This is a genomic window from Leifsonia sp. 563 (assembly GCF_040545055.1).
In the GTDB taxonomy this organism is placed as follows: Bacteria; Actinomycetota; Actinomycetes; order Actinomycetales; family Microbacteriaceae; genus Leifsonia.
This window is the reverse complement of the sequence record NZ_JBEPLE010000008.1, coordinates 167,558-184,789: the sequence shown is the minus strand read 5'-3', so window position 1 is coordinate 184,789 and position 17,232 is coordinate 167,558. Positions and strand designations below refer to the sequence as shown.

Here is a 17,232-nt window from a genome sequence, read left to right as displayed (position 1 = left end):
ATCACATCCGGAAGAGCCCGAAGGCGGTGTCGGGCAGCGGCGAGCGGGAGACGACGTCGAGCGCCAGGCCCAGCACGGTACGGGTCTCGGCGGGATCGATCACCCCGTCGTCCCAGAGCCGGGCGGTCGAGTAGTACGGGTTGCCCTGCTCCTCGTACTGGGCAGCGATCGGGGCGCGGAACGCGGCCTCGTCGTCGGAGGACCACTCCTCGCCGCGCGCGTCCAGCTGGTCGCGCTTGACGGTGGCCAGCACGCTGGCCGCCTGCTGGCCGCCCATCACCGAGATGCGGGCGGCGGGCCACATCCACAGGAAGCGGGGCGAGTAGGCCCGGCCGCACATGGAGTAGTTGCCGGCGCCGAAGGACCCGCCGATCACCACGGTGAGCTTCGGCACGCGGGCCGTCGCGACGGCCGTGACCATCTTGGCGCCGTTCTTGGCGATCCCGCCCGCCTCGTAGTCGCGGCCGACCATGAAGCCGGAGATGTTCTGCAGGAAGAGCAGCGGGATGCCGCGCTGGTCGCACAGCTCGATGAAGTGCGCGCCCTTGAGGGCGGACTCGCTGAACAGCACGCCGTTGTTCGCGACGATGCCGACGGGATGCCCGTGGATGTGCGCGAAGCCGGTCACGAGAGTCGTGCCGTACTCCGGCTTGAACTCGTGGAAGCCGCTGCCGTCGACGATGCGCGCGATCACCTCGTGGACGTCGTAGGGCGCCTGCACGTCGACCGGGACGACCCCGTACAGCTCGGCCGGATCGGCCGCGGGCTCGACCGGCGCTTCGACCGCCCAGGCCGGCGCCGCGGGCGGCGGGAGCGTCGCGACGATGTCGCGCACGATGGCGAGCGCGTGCTCGTCGTCCTCCGCCAGGTGGTCGACCACGCCCGAGGTGCGGGCGTGCAGGTCGCCGCCGCCGAGCTCCTCCGCGCTGACGATCTCGCCGATGGCCGCCTTCACGAGCGGAGGACCGCCGAGGAAGATGGTGCCCTGGTTGCGGACGATCACCGTCTCGTCGCTCATCGCGGGCACGTAGGCGCCGCCGGCGGTGCAGGAGCCGAGCACGGCGGCGATCTGCGGGATCTTCGCCGCGGAGAGCCGCGCCTGGTTGTAGAAGATGCGGCCGAAGTGGTCGCGGTCCGGGAAGACCTCGTCCTGCATGGGCAGGAACGCGCCTCCTGAGTCGACCAGGTAGATGCAGGGCAGCCGGTTCTCCAGTGCCACCTCCTGCGCCCGCAGATGCTTCTTGACGGTCATCGGGTAGTACGTGCCGCCCTTGACCGTGGCGTCGTTGCACACGACCATGACGTGGCGGCCCGCGACCAGGCCGATCCCGGCGATGACGCCGGCCGCGGGGCTCTCGTCGTCGTACATCCCGGTGGCGGCGAGCGGCGCCAGCTCGAGGAACGGGCTGCCCTCGTCGAGCAGGGCGTCGATGCGGTCGCGCGGCAGCAGCTTGCCGCGGGCGACGTGACGCTCGCGGGCGCGCTCGGGGCCGCCGGCCGCCGCGACGGCCAGTCGCCGCCGCAGATCGGCGACGAGCTCGCGCTGGGCGGCGTCGTTCTGCTCGAACCGGGCGTCCGTCGCGGACGCCTCGCTGGTCAAGGTCGGCATGCTGCTCCATATGTCGTCGTCGACATCCGGTTAGTGGTCACTAACTCGGTTTTTAGGTTAGTGTTCATTAACCGAAAAGTCCAGCGTCGCCGACCGGGCGGCCCGACCCCATCGAGGACGATGACCCAGCCGAGTCCCGCCGCTCCCCTCGAGCGGCCGACGCAGCGCAGCCAGGCCAAGGCCGACCGGCGTGCCGCGCTGCTCGAGTCCGCAGCGACGCTCTTCGCCGAGCGCGGCTTCAACGGCGTCTCGATCGAAGACCTCGGGGCGGCCGTCGGCGTGAGCGGCCCGGCGGTGTACCGTCACTTCTCCTCCAAGCAGGCCGTGCTCTCCGCGCTGCTGATCGGGGTGAGCGAGCGCCTGCTCGCGGGCGGTCAGGCGGTCGAGCAGGCTGCGGCGGATGCGGCGACGGCCCTGCGGTCGCTGATCGGCTTCCACATCGACTTCGCCCTCGGCGAGCCCGACACCATCCGCGTGCAGGACCGCGACCTCGACTCGCTCGACGATGCCGCCCGCCGCCAGGTCCGCCGGCTCCAGCGCCGCTACGTCGAGGTGTGGATGGGCGTGCTCGGCACCCTGCACCCCGCCCTCGCCGACGACGAGCTGCGCGTGCGCGTGCAGGCCACGTTCGGCCTCCTGAACTCGACGCCGCACACCGCGCGCGTCGGGGCGCTGCAGGTCGCGCCCGGGGTCGTGCGCCCCGTCCTGGAGCGCATGGCGTGGGCGGCCCTCACCTCCCCCTGACCACTCATGGTCTAAGTGTCAGCATCTGAAATACTCCTGTATGCTGTCGCAAATGGCATCCATACGGAGACAATTCATGCGTCGCGCGACCGACGGCATGATGCTCGGATTCGCACGCTGGACGCATCACACCGCACTCCGGAATCAGCGGGGGTTCGAGCGCCTGATCACCAGCGGTCGAGCGGCGGCGCTCGCGTCGAGGCTCAGCCGAGTGGGAGCAGAGCAACAGATGGAACGGGCGCGAAGAGACGTGCCGGCATATCGCGACTTCCTCGAGACCCATTCGATCGCGGCGAGCTCTTGCCTCCTGACGTCGGCACCCGAGACGGACAAACGCAGTTACATCGACCCGTATTCGACTGCGGAACGCTGCCGCGGCGGAGTAATTCCCCGGCGGGACGCCGAGATCGACGAGAGCTCCGGTTCTTCCGGTGTCCCGTACAACTGGCTCAGAGGGCGCGGAGAGCTGAATCAGCTGCGTCGCACCCTCAGCCGGCTGGCGATCTTCATGTATGGAGAGGACATCGTCACCATCAACGGGTTCTCGATGGGCGCATGGGCCACAGGGACCAACGTCACAATGGCGTTCGCGAACAACGGTTTGATCAAGTCCACCGGGCCGGACGCGCAGAAGATGCTGAGCGTCTTCAGCATGCTGGGGCCGGACCGCACCTACGTCGTCACGGGATATCCGCCGTTCCTCCTTGAGCTTCTCGAATACGGCAAACAGCAGGGTTTCGACTGGGCACCATATCGCCTGATGGGAATCGTTGGCGGGGAAGCGATGAGCGAGACACTCCGGTCCCGCCTGCTTGAGCACTTCGACATGGTCTCCTCGGCATACGGGGCGAGCGACCTGGACATCGGGGTCGCTTCGGAGTTCCCGCTGAGCACCTGGATCCGCCGCGCTTGCGCAGAACGCCCGGACCTTACTCAAGCGCTCTTCGGCGAGACCCGCCGGCTGCCCATGCTGTTTCAGTACGATCCTCTGGACTACTTCGTCGAGCGAAATACGTCCGGTGAGCTTGTCGTCACGGTGAACAGGCCAACAGCCCTCTCCCCGCGGCTGCGGTACAACGTCCACGACGCCGGTGGGTCCCTGGACTTCGATGAGGTCATCCGGATTTGCGAACGCCACGGACTCAACCCACTTGAGGATGCTCCTCTGCCCTTCGGCGGCAGACATCCCCGCCTTCCCTTCCTCTACGTCAGCGGTCGATCCGACAGCACGGTTTCATATCTCGGAGCGAACATCTACCCGGAGGACATCGAGCAGGCCCTTTTTGCGGACGCCCCGATAGGGGAAAAAGGCTCACTGCGGGGATACGCCATCAGCATGGCCGAAGGTGACGACGGCATCCCGCACCCTGTTGTTCACGTAGAACTGGAAACCGGGGGTGCGGGTCCCGAGGTCACCCACCTGCAAGAGCGAATCATCACCCGCCTGGCTCAGAACAGCCGGGACTTCCGCACCGCATTGCAGGAAGACTCCCGAGCGGCCGACATCGAGGTGGTGGTGCACCAACGGGAGAGCGGCCCCTTCGCAGAGATGTCGAAATCGATCAAGCGCAAATACATTCTGGAGTGACGTGTCGAGTCATCACATCAACGCCCGTCACGCCGAGCTTCTGAACGCAGCACTCCGGGCTCCGTCGGTGCACAATGCGCAACCGTGGGGGGTGAAGCCGCTGCCGGACGGCTCGTCGTATGAGCTGCACTACGACCAAAATGAGTATCTGCCTGACGACCCCGACGATCGCGACGCCATGCTCACGATGGGAGCCTTCGCCGAGACGCTGGTTCTCGAAGCACCGAACTGGCAGCTCGCCGCGGAGGTCACGACCACCATGACCCGTATCGGCACGGACTGGCACGTGGCAAACATCCGCCTCGTCGACGACCCGACGGCAAGCCCGGGCGAACTCGGAGCAGCAGTGGCACGGCGGCGAACGAATAGGAATCGATACACTTGCGAACCTCTGCCAGGGGATCTAGAGGAGAAGCTGGCGGCACTCGGCAATGTGATCGTGCCGCCCGGCAGACTTGTTCCGTTGGTGGCCGAAGCGAGCAGAAGGAATTGGGGAGACGCCGCATTCGTGACCGGGTTGAAGCTCTGGTTCCGCGACGATTTGTCAGCGGAAGAAGGATTCACGGCCCCCCAGATGAAGCTCAGCCGACTGGACGTCGCCGCGTTGCGATTCGCCTTCCGCCGAGGCCGGCTCAGCTCCTCCCTCCTTCAACGGATCTATTCGACACGAGATATCAGCATGTTCCGATCCGCCCCGGCCGCGGCGGTCCTGGGCGCTCGAAGCCTCGATCCCCTCGACCTTTTCGATGCCGGGAGGAGACTCCTCCGGTCATGGGTGACGATAGCCGCGGCGGGCTTCGACTGCCACCCGTTCTCAATCGCCATCGATGATCCGACGACCGCTCGTCGCGTTGGTGCCGAGGTCGGCGTTGCCACGCCCGTTGCTCTCTATCGGATTGGGCGCTGCTCTGTGCCCCCATACGGGTCGAACCGGAAAAGCCTGGACTCCGTCTCAATCACGTGATGCCGAGGCCCTGTCCGGCGCAGGAGTCAGCGCGCGGGACGCAGCGTCAGGGTCTGGTCCGCGGCCTTCTTCACGGCCGCCGGGGTGAACGGCCACGGGCGCGTCTTCCCCACGGCCCACAGGTCGGTCTGATCGGTGTAGTGCGCGTCGAACGCGTGACCGGACGCTCCCGTGAGGTTGATCCACGTGCTCTTGTCGAAGTCGGAGAGGTCCACGACCATCCGCATCGACGGCACGCGCTGCACCGCGAAGCCGACAGTCGCATCCCAGCCCGCCGCATCCACGACGCTGCTGCCGCCGCCCACGTGCCAGGGCCCGCGGTTCAGCAGCGCCTCGATGGGGGCGATGCCCGACTCCCCCAGGCTCGCGTTCTTCAGCGTGAGCGTGTGGAGGCGGTCCCAGCGCCACGACGACACGTCGCCGCCCAGCTGGTGGGCGGTCTCCTTCCACGCCTGACCGGCGGCGTAGGCGATCATCGAGTCGCGGTCGGACGTGCCGAGGTCCGAGTCCGCCCACCACGACGACTCCGGCTGCCCGAGCAGGGAGGCGACGACGGTGAACCAGCGGTCGCCGCCGGTCGGCGCGGTGGCCGCCGGGATCTTGCGGGCGAACATGTCGTGGAGCAGCTCCCGCCAGAACACCGCGAAGTAGGCAGCGGCCGCGCTGTCCGCATCGTCGCGGTAGTCCCAGTCGGCGAGCAGCCGGGCGGCCTGCTGCACGTCGGCGGACGCATCCGGCTTCTCGGCCACCGCGCGGATCACCGGGACGAGGTTCGCCGCGTTCGCGTCGTAGGTGTCCGCCTGGATCTCCGACATGTCCTTCGACGTCAGCTTCTTCCCCTGCGCCATCAGGGCGCTCAGGCGCACCTCGATCTGGTTGGCGCGGTACCCCTGGTCCCAGTCCGCCGTGATCAGCCGCGGGAAACCCGGCCCGACGGCGGCGTTGTTCGCCGTGACGATGTATCCGGCCGGCGGGTCGAACACCGACGGCAGCTCCTCGAACGGGATGGTGCCCGTCCAGCCGTACCCGCTGCTCCAGCCGGGCATCGGCATCGTCCCGTCGCCACCCGAGCGGACCGGGATGAGACCGGGCGCCTGGTAGCCGATGTTGCCGTCCACGTCGGCGTAGACCAGGTTCTGCGACGGAACCTGGAACTGCTGCGCCGCCGCCCGGAAGCTCGGCCAGTCGCGGGCGGTGTCGAAGGCGAAGATCGCGTTCGCGGTCGTGCCGGGGGTCAGCGCCGTCCACGCCAGCGACAGCTGGAACTGTTGCGCGGGCACACCGAGCTTGCCCGCCTGGTCCTTCGCGATCACGGCGTACGCATCGCCGATGTCCGTCACGATCGGGCCGTGGCGGGTCGACCGGACGGTGATCGTCACATCCTTACCGCCGGCGACGCGGATGCGCTCCGTGCGCTTCTCGAGCGGCACCTGCTGGCCGTCGTACTCGTACGTGTCGCCGGTGACCTTCTCGACGAACAGGTCGGCGACATCCGGACCCAGGTTGGTGAAGCCCCAGGAGATGCGGTCGTTGTGGCCGATGATGATGCCCGGGAAGCCGGAGAAGCTGAAGCCGGACACGTCGAACGGACACTCCGGCCCCACCGTCGTGCAGTGCAAGCCCATCTGGTACCAGACCGACGGCAGGGCGGCGCCGAGGTGCGGGTCGTTGGCGAGGAGCGGCTTGCCGCTGGCGGTGTGCGCCCCGCCGATCACCCACGAGTTGGATCCGATGCCGTCGCCGGCCGGACCCATCAGCTGCGGGAGGGAGTCGACACTCGCGGCCACCTGCTCCAGCTGCGACGCGTATGCGGTCGGCGCCGGCGCGGAGGCGTCCGCGGAGGACTGGTCCGCGGCTCCCGCGGCACCCGCTTCGGCATCCGGCGTGACGGTCCGCGGGTTCCCGCCGCCGAGGTCGGTGATCGTCGGGTGGCCCGTGTACGGGTAGCCGGGATGGAGTTCCGCGACCTGCTCCGGCTTCAGCTTGGTCGCAAGCAGCGCGCGGTCGATCTCGTCCTCGAGGTTCGACCGGAGGTCCCATGCCATCGCCTTCAGCCACGCGATCGAGTCCGCGGGCGTCCAGGGCTCCGGCTTATAGGACGGATTCTGCAGGCCGAGGATGGCGTACTCCAGCGACAGCCCCGCGCCCGACCGCTGCTTGAGGTAGGCGTTCACGCCATCCGCGTAGTCCTGGTAGTACCGCAACGAGGTCGGATCGAGCAGCTTCACCTCCTGCTCGGCGACGCGACGCCAGCCGAGCGTGCGGATGAAGGTGTCGGTCGGCACCTGGCTCGCGCCGAACATCTCCGACAGCCGGCCCGCGGTGACGTGACGGCGGAAGTCCATCTCCCAGAAGCGGTCCTGCGCGTGCACGTACCCCTGCGCGCGGAAGAGGTCGTCGGCGGTGGATGCGGACAGCTGCGGCACACCGGCGTCGTCGCGGTACACCGTGACCGGCTTCGTGAGGCCCGGCACATCCACCGACCCGGCGGTCTGCGGGAACGAGCGCGTGATCGTCCACACGCCGATGCCCCCGGCGACGACGACCAGCACCAGGAGGACGGCGAGTACGCCGCCGATCACCCTCAGGACCCGATGGTGCCGCCTCAGTCGGGGGGTGTCGTCGCCCACGTCGCTCCTTCGTCGGCCGGTACCGCCGTCTCTGAAGGAGCGTATCCCTCCGAGATGACGTCGAGTCGTGGATGCGGCTCAGCGGCCGAGATCGCGCTCCGGCGAGCCGACGTACAGCTGCTGCGGGCGGCCGATCTTCGTCTGCGGGTCGAGGTTCATCTCGCGCCAGTGGGCGATCCAGCCCGGCAGGCGGCCGATCGCGAAGAGCACGGTGAACATCCGCGTCGGGAAGCCCATGGCCTTGTAGATGACGCCCGTGTAGAAGTCGACGTTCGGGTACAGCTTGCGGTCGACGAAGTACTGGTCGGCGAGCGCGACCTCTTCCAGCTCCTTCGCGATGTCGAGGAGCGGATCGTGCACGCCGAGCGCCTCGAGCACCTCGTCGGCAGACTGCTTCACGAGCTTGGCGCGGGGGTCGAAGTTCTTGTAGACGCGGTGACCGAAGCCCATCAGCTTGACGCCGGACTCCTTGTTCTTGACGCGCTCGACGAACTTCTGGACGCTCTCGCCCGAGTCACGGATGCCGGCGAGCATCTGCAGAACGGCCTCGTTCGCTCCGCCGTGCAGCGGGCCGTAGAGGGCGTTGATGCCGGCGGAGACGGAGGCGAACAGGTTGGCCTGCGTCGACCCGACCAGACGGACGGTCGAGGTGGACGCGTTCTGCTCGTGGTCCTCGTGCAGGATGAGCAGGCGCTCGAGCGCCCGCGACAGCACCGGGTTCACCTCGTACGGCTCCGCGAGGGTGCCGAAGTTGAGGCGCAGGAAGTTGTCCACGAAGCTCAGCGAGTTGTCCGGGTACAGGAATGCCTGGCCCAGGCTCTTCTTGTGCGCATAGGCGGCGATCACCGGGAGCTTCGCGAGAAGCCGGATGGTCGAGAGCTCGATCTGCTCCGGGTCGTGGACGCTCAGCGAGTCCTGGTAGAAGGTCGACAGCGCCGACACCGCGCTCGACAGCACCGACATCGGGTGCGCGTCGTGCGGGAGGGCGTCGAAGAAGCGGCGCAGGTCCTCGTGCAGCAGGGTGTGCCGGCGGATGCGCTCGTCGAACTCCGCGAGCTCCGACGTCGACGGCAGCTCGCCGTGGATGAGCAGCCACGCCACCTCGAGGAACGTGGAGTTCTCGGCCAGCTGCTCGATCGGGTAGCCGCGGTAGCGCAGGATGCCCTGCTCGCCGTCGATGTAGGTGATCGACGAGCGCGTGGCAGCGGTGTTCACGAAGCCGTAGTCCAGGCTGGTCAGCCCGGTCTGCTTCGTCAGCGTCGAGAAGTCGATGCTCGAGGCCCCGTCGACGCTCGGCCGGATCGGGAACTCGGCGACACCGCCCGGATAGGTCAGAGAGGCCGTCGCGAGTTCGGCCTCCGCTACGGCCTTCTCGGTGCCAGTGCTCTCGGTGCCGAGTCCGCTCACAACGCCTCCTGGTGGGTTAGTCGCCCATATGGGTGGTCAAAGGTGCGCGCCGATCGTGGCAGCGCTGCCCGGCGCCGTCCGCTCGACAGGCCGTGCCGGTACAGCCTAACGAACGCCGGCGACAACTGCGGCATCGGGCAAAGGGGCCGGCGACCCGTTAGAGGTTGTCTCCAAACGCCCGCAGCCGCTCCGCCGCCGCGGCCACCCGCTCGTCGGTCGCCGTGAGCGACAGGCGCACGTGCTCCGGGTAGAAGTCGCCGTAGAAGTGGCCGGGGCCGGCGAGGATGCCGAGGTCGGCGAGCCGTCCGATGCTCTCCCAGGCGTCGCGTCCCTCCGTCGCCCACAGGTAGAGGCCGCCCTCGCTGCGGTCGATGCGGAAGCCCGCGGCCTCGAGCGCCGGCTTCAGCAGGTCGCGACGGGATCGGTACAGCGCCTTCTGCGCCTCCACGTGCCGCTCGTCGCCGAGCGCGGTGACCATCGCGGCCTGCAGCGGCGCCGGCAGCATGAGGCCGGCGTGCTTCCTGACGTTGACGAGCCGCCCGATGATGGCGCTGCACCCCGCGACGAACGCCGCGCGGTAACCGGCGAGGTTCGACTGCTTGCTGAGGGAGTAGACCGCGAGGACGTTGCGGCGGTCCTGCCCGATGACCCGCGGGTCGAGGATGCTCGGAACGCGCTCCGCATCCCACGGCGCCTCCCAGCCCAGCTCGGCGTAGCACTCGTCGCTGGCGATGTAGGCGCCCAGCTCGCGGGCGCGGGCGACGGCCGCGCGCAGCTCCTCGACCGAGAGGATGCGGCCGTCCGGGTTGCCCGGGGAATTCAGCCAGATCAGGCGCGTGCCCTCCGGCCACTCGGCCGGATCGTCGCTCGCGACGGCGGTCGCGCCGGCCATCGCCGCGCCGATCGCGTACGTCGGGTACGCGGCGCGCGGATGCACCACGATGTCGCCCTCGCCGAGGCCGAGCATGAAGGGCAGCAGGGCGACGAGCTCCTTCGAGCCGATCGTCGGCAGCACGTTCTCGACCGTCAGCCCGCGGACGCCCCGTCGGCGGTGGAACCAGTCGACGATCGCTTCGCGCAGTGCGGGCGTCCCGACGGTCTGCGGGTACGCGTGGGCGTCCGTCGCGCTGGCGAGGGCCTCGCGGATGAGGTCCGGAGTCGGGTCGACCGGCGAGCCGATCGACAGGTCGACAAGACCGTCCGCATGCGCCCGCGCCCGCTCGGCGTACGGAGCCATCAGATCCCAGGGGTAGTCCGGGAGCTCCTGCAGCGCCACGTCAGCGCTCCTTCGCCGGCGCGGCCATCGATGCCGTCATCGGTGCGCCGAGGCTCAGTGCGCCTGCGGCGGCAGCGCGGCGATCAGCGGGTGGTCCTTGGAGATCACACCCACCTTCGACGCTCCGCCGGGCGAGCCGATGTCGTCGAAGAACTCCACGTTCGCGCGGTAGTAGTCCTTCCACTCCTCGGGCAGGTCGTCCTCGTAGTAGATCGCCTCGACCGGGCAGACCGGCTCGCAGGCGCCGCAATCGACGCACTCGTCGGGGTGGATGTACAGCGACCGTTCGCCCTCGTAGATGCAGTCGACCGGACACTCGTCGATACAGGCCCTGTCCTTCACATCGACGCACGGGAGAGCGATGACATAGGTCACAGTGGATCGGATCCCTTCAGGTGGAGCTGTCCCTCTAGCTTAGGCCGTCGCGGGCCGGCTGCCGGGTCTTCACATCGGGCCAGGCGATCACGATCGCCGCGATCAGGATGGGCCCTGCGAGCCACACCTGTCCGGCGAGGTCGTTCTGGATGAGCACGGAGCCGCCCGCGCTCTGCTGCGCGAACAGGAGGATGACGGCGATGCAGCCCAGCGCCGCGAGCAGCGCGGGCAGCCGGCTGTGGCCGAGCAGCCGCAGACCGACGAGCAGGGCCGTGAACGCGAGAAGCGAGCCGATCAGGCCGAGCGGGATGGGGATCCCCCAGGTCACCGAGTACTGGTGAGCGACCGTCCCGATCGCCCCGAAGACCGCTCCCGCCAGCACGAGGAGGATGGCGCTGACGATCCGGCTGAGCATCCTCGCATCCTATCTGGACACATCCAGGACGGTGCTCTACGCTCGATTCAGTAAGGTTAGCCTTACCAATCATGAACCCCTCCCCCGACGAAGGTCACCTGTGCTCGCGAACTACCTGATCGGCCTCCGCGAAGGCCTCGAGATGGCGCTCATCGTCACCATCCTGGTGGCCTACGTGGTGAAGCTGGGCCGCACCGAGGTGCTGTCCAAGCTCTGGATCGGCGTGGGCATCGCGCTCATCGTCCCGCTCGGGATCGGCGCCGTCCTCACCTGGGGCCCTTACGGCATGAGCTTCCAGGCGCAGGAGATCCTCGGCGGCTCCCTCTCGCTGGTCGCGGTCGGGTTCGTCACCTGGATGGTGTTCTGGATGGGCAAGACCGCCCGCAGCATGAAGTCCACCCTCCAGAACCGGCTCGATTCCGCGCTCGTCGGCGCCGGCTGGGGCGTCGTGCTGCTCGCCATGCTGAGCGTCGGACGCGAAGGCATCGAGACCTCGCTCTTCGTCTGGGCGACCGTCGCGAGCACCGGGGGCAGCTGGGAGCCGGCCGTCGGCGCCCTCCTCGGCATCGCCACCGCCGCGGTCATCGGCTTCCTGCTCTACCGCGGCATGGTCAAGATCAACCTCGGCAGGTTCTTCACCTGGACCGGCGCCTTCCTCATCCTCGTCGCCGCCGGCGTGCTCGCCTACGGGCTCGGAGACCTGCAGGAGGCCGGCCTGCTCCCCGGCGGAGGCGTGCACGCGTACGACATCAGCCGCGCGATCCCCGCCTCCAGCTGGTACGGCACCCTGGCCGCCGGCATCCTCAACTTCAACCCGTCGCCGACCGCACTGCAGGTCGCGGCATGGTTCACCTACCTCGCTGTGGTCGGCTACTTCTACATCCGGCAGCACCGTTCCGCCGCACGACCCGCACCGACCGCACCGGCCGCGGCTTCGGCGCCCCACGCGCCGATCGCGTCGTGACCCCCTCTTCTTGACCCCTCACTGCACCACAAGAGAAAGAACAGCACACCCATGCCTCGACAGCGCCCGGTGACCACCCGCACGCTCGCCTCCCGCTCGACCCGACGCCGCCTCACGGCCGTCGCCGGATCCCTCGCGGGGACCGCCGCCCTGGCCGCCGCGCTCACCGGCTGCGTCCCGAACCAGGCCACCGCCTCGGACGAGGCCATCGCGGTCACCCTGAGCGACGACAAGTGCACGGTGTCCACCAACACCGCGAAGGCCGGACCTATCACCTTCCAGGTGACCAACACGGGCACCGACGTCAACGAGTTCGAGCTGCTTGCCACCGACAAGCTGCGCATCGTCGGTGAGAAGGAGAACATCGGCCCGGGCACGACCGTCAACTACGTGGTCCAGCTCCCTGAGGGCGACTACTTCTCGGCCTGCCGCAAGGGGATGGTGGGCGAGCCGGCGCACGTCGCCAAATTCACCGTCACCCCGGGCACCGGCAAGACGGTCTCGCAGAGCGAGAGCAAGCAGGTCGCCCAGGCCGTCGCCAACTACACCGGCTACGTGAAGGACCAGTCCGGGGCGCTGCTGACCGCGACGAAGACCTTCGCCACCGCCTACGCCGGCGGCGACGACACGGCCGCCCGCGCGCAGTACGCTGCGGCCCGCTCCTTCTACGAGCGCATCGAGCCGACCGCCGAGCAGTTCGGCGACCTCGACCCCGCCCTCGACCTGCGCGAGGCCGACCTGGCCGAGGGCCAGGAGTGGACCGGCTGGCACCGCATCGAGAAGGACCTGTGGGCTCCCGCCGGATACACGCCGTCCGACGCCGCAACGCGCACGCAGCTCGCCGACAAGCTCGTGACCGACACCCAGCGCCTGTACGACCTCGTCCACGCGAAGGACTTCACGCTCACCATCGACCAGATCTCCAACGGCGCCATCGGCCTGATGGAGGAGGTAGCCGGGTCGAAGATCACGGGCGAGGAGGAGGCCTTCTCGCACACGGACCTGCAGGACTTCCAGGCCAACCTCGAGGGCGCCCAGGTGGCCTACGGCGTCGTCCGCGACATCGCCGAGCAGAAGGGCAGCAACGGCAAGGACGTCGTCGCGAAGCTCGACGGCGAGTTCACGACCATCGAGAAGACGCTGGCCCAGTACCGCTCAGGCGACGGCTTCGTCAGCTACACGGAGCTCAGCACCGAGCAGGTCAAGGAGCTCTCCGACCAGGTCAACGCGCTCAGCGAACCGCTCAGCCACCTGACCTCGATCATCGTCAAGTAGGGCGCGTGACCGAGAACCACCACGACGCCGAGCGCCCGGAGGCCGACCAGGTCACCGGGCGCTCCGGCCTGTCCCGTCGAGGGATGCTCGGCCTCGCGGGCGCGACGGTCGGCGCCGGGCTCGTCGGCATCGGCGCGGGTGTCGCGGCCGACCGTGTCGTGGTCGGCGCGACCGCCGCATCCGCCACGACGTACCCGTTCTACGGCCCCCACCAGGCCGGTATCACCACGCCTGCGCAGGACCGCCTTCACTTCGCCGCCTTCGACACCTCCCCCGGCCTCGACCGGGACGGCCTGATCGAGCTGCTGCACGACTGGACGGCCGCCGCCGCGCGGATGACGCAGGGGCGTCCCGCCGGCAAGTACGGCCCAGCGTCCGGACCGATGGATGCCCCGCCGGACGACACCGGCGAGGCGCTCGACCTGCCGCCCGGCGGCCTGACGCTCACCTTCGGCTTCGGTCCGACGCTGTTCCGCACGGCGAGCGGCGAAGACCGGTTCGGGATCGCGTCCCGCCGCCCGGAGGCCCTTGTGGACCTGCCCCGGTTCCCGGGCGACGCGCTGCAGGAGTCGATCACCGGCGGCGACCTGTGCGTACAGGCGTGCAGCGACGACCCGCAGGTGGCCGTGCACGCCATCCGCAACCTCTCCCGCATCGCCTTCGGGCGCGCGGCGATCCGCTGGTCGCAGCTCGGCTTCGGCCGCACGTCGTCGACCTCCCGAGCCCAGGTGACCCCACGCAACCTGTTCGGCTTCAAGGACGGCACAGCCAACATCAAGTCCGAGGACCAGACCGTGGTCGAAGACCAGGTGTGGGCCTCCGGGAGCGACGGCGCCGGGTGGATGGCCGGGGGCTCCTATCTCGTCGCCCGCAAGATCCGCATGGTCATCGAGACCTGGGACCGCCAGCAGCTCGGCGAGCAGGAGCGCATCATCGGCCGCGACAAGGGCGAGGGGGCGCCGCTCTCCGGCGGCACCGAGTTCAGCGACCCCAACTTCCTGGCGGTAGCGAAGGACGGTGGCACGAAGATCGACCCCGACTCGCACGTGCGACTCGCGCATCCCACGATGAACAGTGGCGCGCAGCTGCTCCGTCGCGGCTACAACTTCGTCGACGGCAACGACGAGCTGGGCCGCCTCAACGCCGGGCTGTTCTTCATCGCGTTCCAGCGGGATCCACGGAAGCAGTTCATCCCGATCCAGCAGCGCCTGGCGCAGAACGACCTGATGAACGAGTACGTCCGCCACGTCGGCTCCGGCGTGTTCGCGGTACCGCCCGGTGCGGAAGAGGGCTCGTATGTGGGAGCCGGGCTCTTCGCCTGACCTCTTCGCCTGACCTCTTCGCTCAGCCGGCCGACGGCGTCGGGCTCGGCGTGCCGCCCTTCGACACCGAGTAGTTGGCGACCCAGCCCTTGCTGCCCGCGTCCGTCACCACGACGAGCACGCCGTACGTGCCGTTGCTGAACGTGCCGGTACCGCCGCCGTTCGGGCCGCGGGTGCCGAACTGGCCGGTGAACCCTGCATCGGTGAGCTGCTTCTCGATGGCGGTGTAGGCGTCGCCGTTCTCGACCTTGACGGTCACGTTCCACACCTTGTCGGCGCCGGAACCGAGGCCGGCGCCGAACACGACGTCGCCGTCGGCGAGCGGGACCTCCTTCGGGAAGTCCGCCGGGACGGATTTGCCGCCCAGGTCGACGTTGCCGCCCGAGACATCCTTCACGACGCCCTGGAAGCTGCACGCGGTCAGCGCGGGGGCGGCGCCCAGGAGCAGGACGGCAGCGAGGGGCAGGGCGACGAGGCGGCGTTTCATGCAGCCATTCTCCCGGATGACCGACCAGCCCTGGCTAGGCAGTGCCGTCAGCGGCCATCCAGAGGACGCAAAACGCCGTTCTGGCTGAGCCAGAACGGCGTGTTGCGACCCCTCGGCGAGCGGGGGCAGGTCAGACGGCTGCGGCGTCCTGGCGCTTGAGGCGGGCGGCGGCGCGACCGCGGGCGGTCGCATCCAGCTCGACCTTGCGGATGCGCACGGCCTCCGGCGTCACCTCGACGCATTCGTCGTCGCGGGCGAACTCCAGCGACTCCTCGAGGGTCAGCTGACGGCTCGGCGTCATCGACTCGAACGTGTCGGCCGTGGAGGAGCGCATGTTGGTGAGCTTCTTCTCCTTGGTGATGTTCACGTCCATGTCGTCCGCGCGCGAGTTCTCGCCGATGACCATGCCCTCGTAGACCTCCTCCGTGGGGTTCACGAAGAACGTCATGCGCTCCTGGAGCGCGATGATGGCGAACGGCGTCACGACGCCGGCGCGGTCGGCCACGATCGAGCCGTTGCTGCGGGTCACGATGTGACCGGCCCACTCGTCGTAGCCGTGCGAGATCGCGTTGGCGATGCCCGTGCCGCGGGTGGTGGTGAGGAACTCGGTGCGGAAGCCGATCAGACCGCGCGACGGGACGATGAACTCCATGCGGACCCAGCCGGTGCCGTGGTTCGCCATGTTCTCCATGCGGCCCTTGCGGGCGGCGAGCAGCTGCGTGATCGCACCCAGGTACTCCTCGGGGGCGTCGATGGTCAGGTGCTCGAACGGCTCGTACGTCTTGCCGTCGATCTTCTTGGTGACCACCTGCGGCTTGCCGACGGTGAGCTCGTAGCCCTCGCGGCGCATCTGCTCGACGAGGATGGCCAGCGCCAGCTCGCCGCGGCCCTGCACCTCCCACGCGTCGGGACGGCCGATGTCGAGGACGCGGAGCGAGACGTTACCGACCAGCTCGCGGTCGAGGCGGTCCTTCACCATGCGCGCGGTCAGCTTGTGACCCTTCACCTTGCCGACGAGCGGCGAGGTGTTCGTGCCGATGGTCATCGAGATCGCGGGCTCGTCGACGTGGATCGCGGGAAGCGGACGCACGTCGTCCGGGTCGGCGAGGGTGTCGCCGATCATGATGTCGGCGAAACCGGCGACGGCGACGATGTCGCCGGGGCCGGCGGACTCGGCCGGGTAGCGGTCGAGCGCCTTCGTGATCAGCAGCTCGGTCACGCGGACGTTGTGCACGTCGCCGTCGTGACGGACCCAGGCGACGGTCTGGCCCTTCTTCAGGGTGCCGTTGAAGATGCGGAGCAGCGCGAGACGGCCGAGGAACGGCGATGCGTCGAGGTTGGTCACGTGCGCCTGCAGCGGGGCCTCGGGGTCGTAGCTCGGCGCCGGGATGTGCTCCAGGATCGCCTCGAACAGGGGCTCGAGGTCGTCGTTGTCGGGCAGCTCGCCGTTCGCCGGCTTGTTGCGGCTCGCAGCGCCGGCGCGACCGGACGCGTAGACGACGGGAACGTCGAGGATCGCATCCAGGTCGAGGTCCGGGACGTCGTCCGAGAGGTCGCTCGCGAGGCCGAGCAGGAGGTCCTGGCTCTCGCCGACGACCTCATCGATGCGGGCGTCACCGCGGTCGGTCTTGTTGACCGCGAGGATGACGGGCAGCTTCGCCTCGAGCGCCTTGCGCAGCACGAAGCGGGTCTGGGGCAGCGGGCCCTCGGACGCATCCACCAGCAGGACGACGCCGTCGACCATGGAGAGGCCGCGCTCGACCTCGCCGCCGAAGTCGGCGTGGCCCGGGGTGTCGATCACGTTGATGGTGATCGGGCCGTTCGGGGCGTGCTTGCCCTTGTACGAGATCGCCGTGTTCTTGGCGAGGATGGTGATGCCCTTTTCGCGCTCGAGCTCGTTCGAGTCCATCGCGCGCTCCTCGACGTGCGCGTGCGCGTCGAAGGAGTTCGTCTGCTTGAGCATGGCGTCGACCAGCGTGGTCTTGCCGTGGTCGACGTGGGCGACGATCGCGACATTTCGCAGATCATCGCGGCGGGCGACGGCGTTCTCGGACATGCGTACAGACTCGACTCTCGTCAGAAGGAAGAAGGGGAACGGTCCATTCTATCGTGGATCCGCTCCCCTTCTCCTGTGTCCGCTGTCAGCGAGCCCTTCAGCCCTGCACGGACAGTTCAA

Annotated in this window: 14 protein-coding genes; 6 read left to right on the top strand and 8 right to left on the bottom strand. The window is 68.8% G+C overall.

Going from position 1 to position 17,232, the window contains the following annotated elements:
• Nucleotide 1 precedes the first annotated feature (1 nt).
• Nucleotides 2-1,609, bottom strand: a complete 1,608-nt coding sequence (locus tag ABIC47_RS18755; protein ID WP_089876431.1) for a carboxyl transferase domain-containing protein — start codon at nucleotides 1,607-1,609, stop codon at nucleotides 2-4.
• Nucleotides 1,610-1,729: 120 nt separating this feature from the next.
• On the opposite strand from ABIC47_RS18755, the gene ABIC47_RS18750 reads away from it, so the two are divergent.
• From ABIC47_RS18750 to ABIC47_RS18740, 3 genes are all read left to right on the top strand, one after another.
• Nucleotides 1,730-2,353 (top strand): SACE_7040 family transcriptional regulator, encoded by a 624-nt coding sequence (locus ABIC47_RS18750; RefSeq protein ID WP_018191480.1) that lies wholly within the window; start codon nucleotides 1,730-1,732, stop codon nucleotides 2,351-2,353.
• A 76-nt stretch (nucleotides 2,354-2,429) separates the two neighbouring features.
• Nucleotides 2,430-3,941: a phenylacetate--CoA ligase family protein gene (locus tag ABIC47_RS18745; RefSeq protein ID WP_354482979.1), complete on the top strand. Its 1,512-nt coding sequence runs from the start codon at nucleotides 2,430-2,432 to the stop codon at nucleotides 3,939-3,941.
• Nucleotide 3,942: 1 nt separating this feature from the next.
• Nucleotides 3,943-4,905, top strand: coding sequence for a nitroreductase family protein (locus ABIC47_RS18740; RefSeq protein ID WP_354482977.1), 963 nt, complete (start codon nucleotides 3,943-3,945; stop codon nucleotides 4,903-4,905).
• 26 nt (nucleotides 4,906-4,931) lie between these two features.
• On the opposite strand, the gene ABIC47_RS18735 is transcribed toward ABIC47_RS18740, so the two are convergent.
• From ABIC47_RS18735 to ABIC47_RS18715, 5 genes are all read right to left on the bottom strand, one after another.
• Nucleotides 4,932-7,535, bottom strand: a complete 2,604-nt coding sequence (locus tag ABIC47_RS18735) for a penicillin acylase family protein (RefSeq protein WP_354482975.1) — start codon at nucleotides 7,533-7,535, stop codon at nucleotides 4,932-4,934.
• 78 nt (nucleotides 7,536-7,613) lie between these two features.
• Nucleotides 7,614-8,942: a citrate synthase gene (locus tag ABIC47_RS18730; RefSeq protein ID WP_089876435.1), complete on the bottom strand. Its 1,329-nt coding sequence runs from the start codon at nucleotides 8,940-8,942 to the stop codon at nucleotides 7,614-7,616.
• A 157-nt stretch (nucleotides 8,943-9,099) separates the two neighbouring features.
• Nucleotides 9,100-10,218, bottom strand: coding sequence for a succinyldiaminopimelate transaminase (dapC, locus tag ABIC47_RS18725; protein ID WP_354482972.1), 1,119 nt, complete (start codon nucleotides 10,216-10,218; stop codon nucleotides 9,100-9,102).
• Nucleotides 10,219-10,272: 54 nt separating this feature from the next.
• A complete protein-coding gene (gene fdxA, locus ABIC47_RS18720; protein ID WP_018191484.1) occupies nucleotides 10,273-10,593 on the bottom strand; it encodes a ferredoxin in 321 nt (106 codons plus the stop codon).
• 34 nt (nucleotides 10,594-10,627) lie between these two features.
• On the bottom strand, nucleotides 10,628-11,008 hold the full coding sequence (locus ABIC47_RS18715; RefSeq protein WP_089876440.1) for a hypothetical protein: 381 nt from the start codon (nucleotides 11,006-11,008) through the stop codon (nucleotides 10,628-10,630).
• 100 nt (nucleotides 11,009-11,108) lie between these two features.
• Between ABIC47_RS18715 and efeU the strand changes: the two genes are divergently transcribed.
• The 3 genes from efeU to efeB are packed head-to-tail and all read left to right on the top strand — an operon-like array spanning nucleotide 11,109 to nucleotide 14,569.
• Nucleotides 11,109-11,972 carry an iron uptake transporter permease EfeU gene (gene efeU, locus ABIC47_RS18710; RefSeq protein WP_354482969.1) on the top strand — a complete coding sequence of 288 codons (864 nt, stop codon included), beginning with the start codon at nucleotides 11,109-11,111 and terminating at the stop codon, nucleotides 11,970-11,972.
• Between the two features lie 51 nt (nucleotides 11,973-12,023).
• Complete coding sequence (efeO, locus tag ABIC47_RS18705) at nucleotides 12,024-13,247, top strand: peptidase M75 family protein (protein WP_502685491.1); 1,224 nt, start codon at nucleotides 12,024-12,026, stop codon at nucleotides 13,245-13,247.
• 5 nt (nucleotides 13,248-13,252) lie between these two features.
• A complete protein-coding gene (gene efeB, locus ABIC47_RS18700; protein ID WP_354482967.1) occupies nucleotides 13,253-14,569 on the top strand; it encodes an iron uptake transporter deferrochelatase/peroxidase subunit in 1,317 nt (438 codons plus the stop codon).
• A 22-nt stretch (nucleotides 14,570-14,591) separates the two neighbouring features.
• On the opposite strand, the gene ABIC47_RS18695 is transcribed toward efeB, so the two are convergent.
• Nucleotides 14,592-15,056: a hypothetical protein gene (locus ABIC47_RS18695; protein ID WP_354482964.1), complete on the bottom strand. Its 465-nt coding sequence runs from the start codon at nucleotides 15,054-15,056 to the stop codon at nucleotides 14,592-14,594.
• A gap of 130 nt (nucleotides 15,057-15,186) precedes the next feature.
• Complete coding sequence (gene typA, locus ABIC47_RS18690) at nucleotides 15,187-17,112, bottom strand: translational GTPase TypA (RefSeq protein WP_018191490.1); 1,926 nt, start codon at nucleotides 17,110-17,112, stop codon at nucleotides 15,187-15,189.
• Between the last annotated feature and the right edge of the window lie 120 nt (nucleotides 17,113-17,232).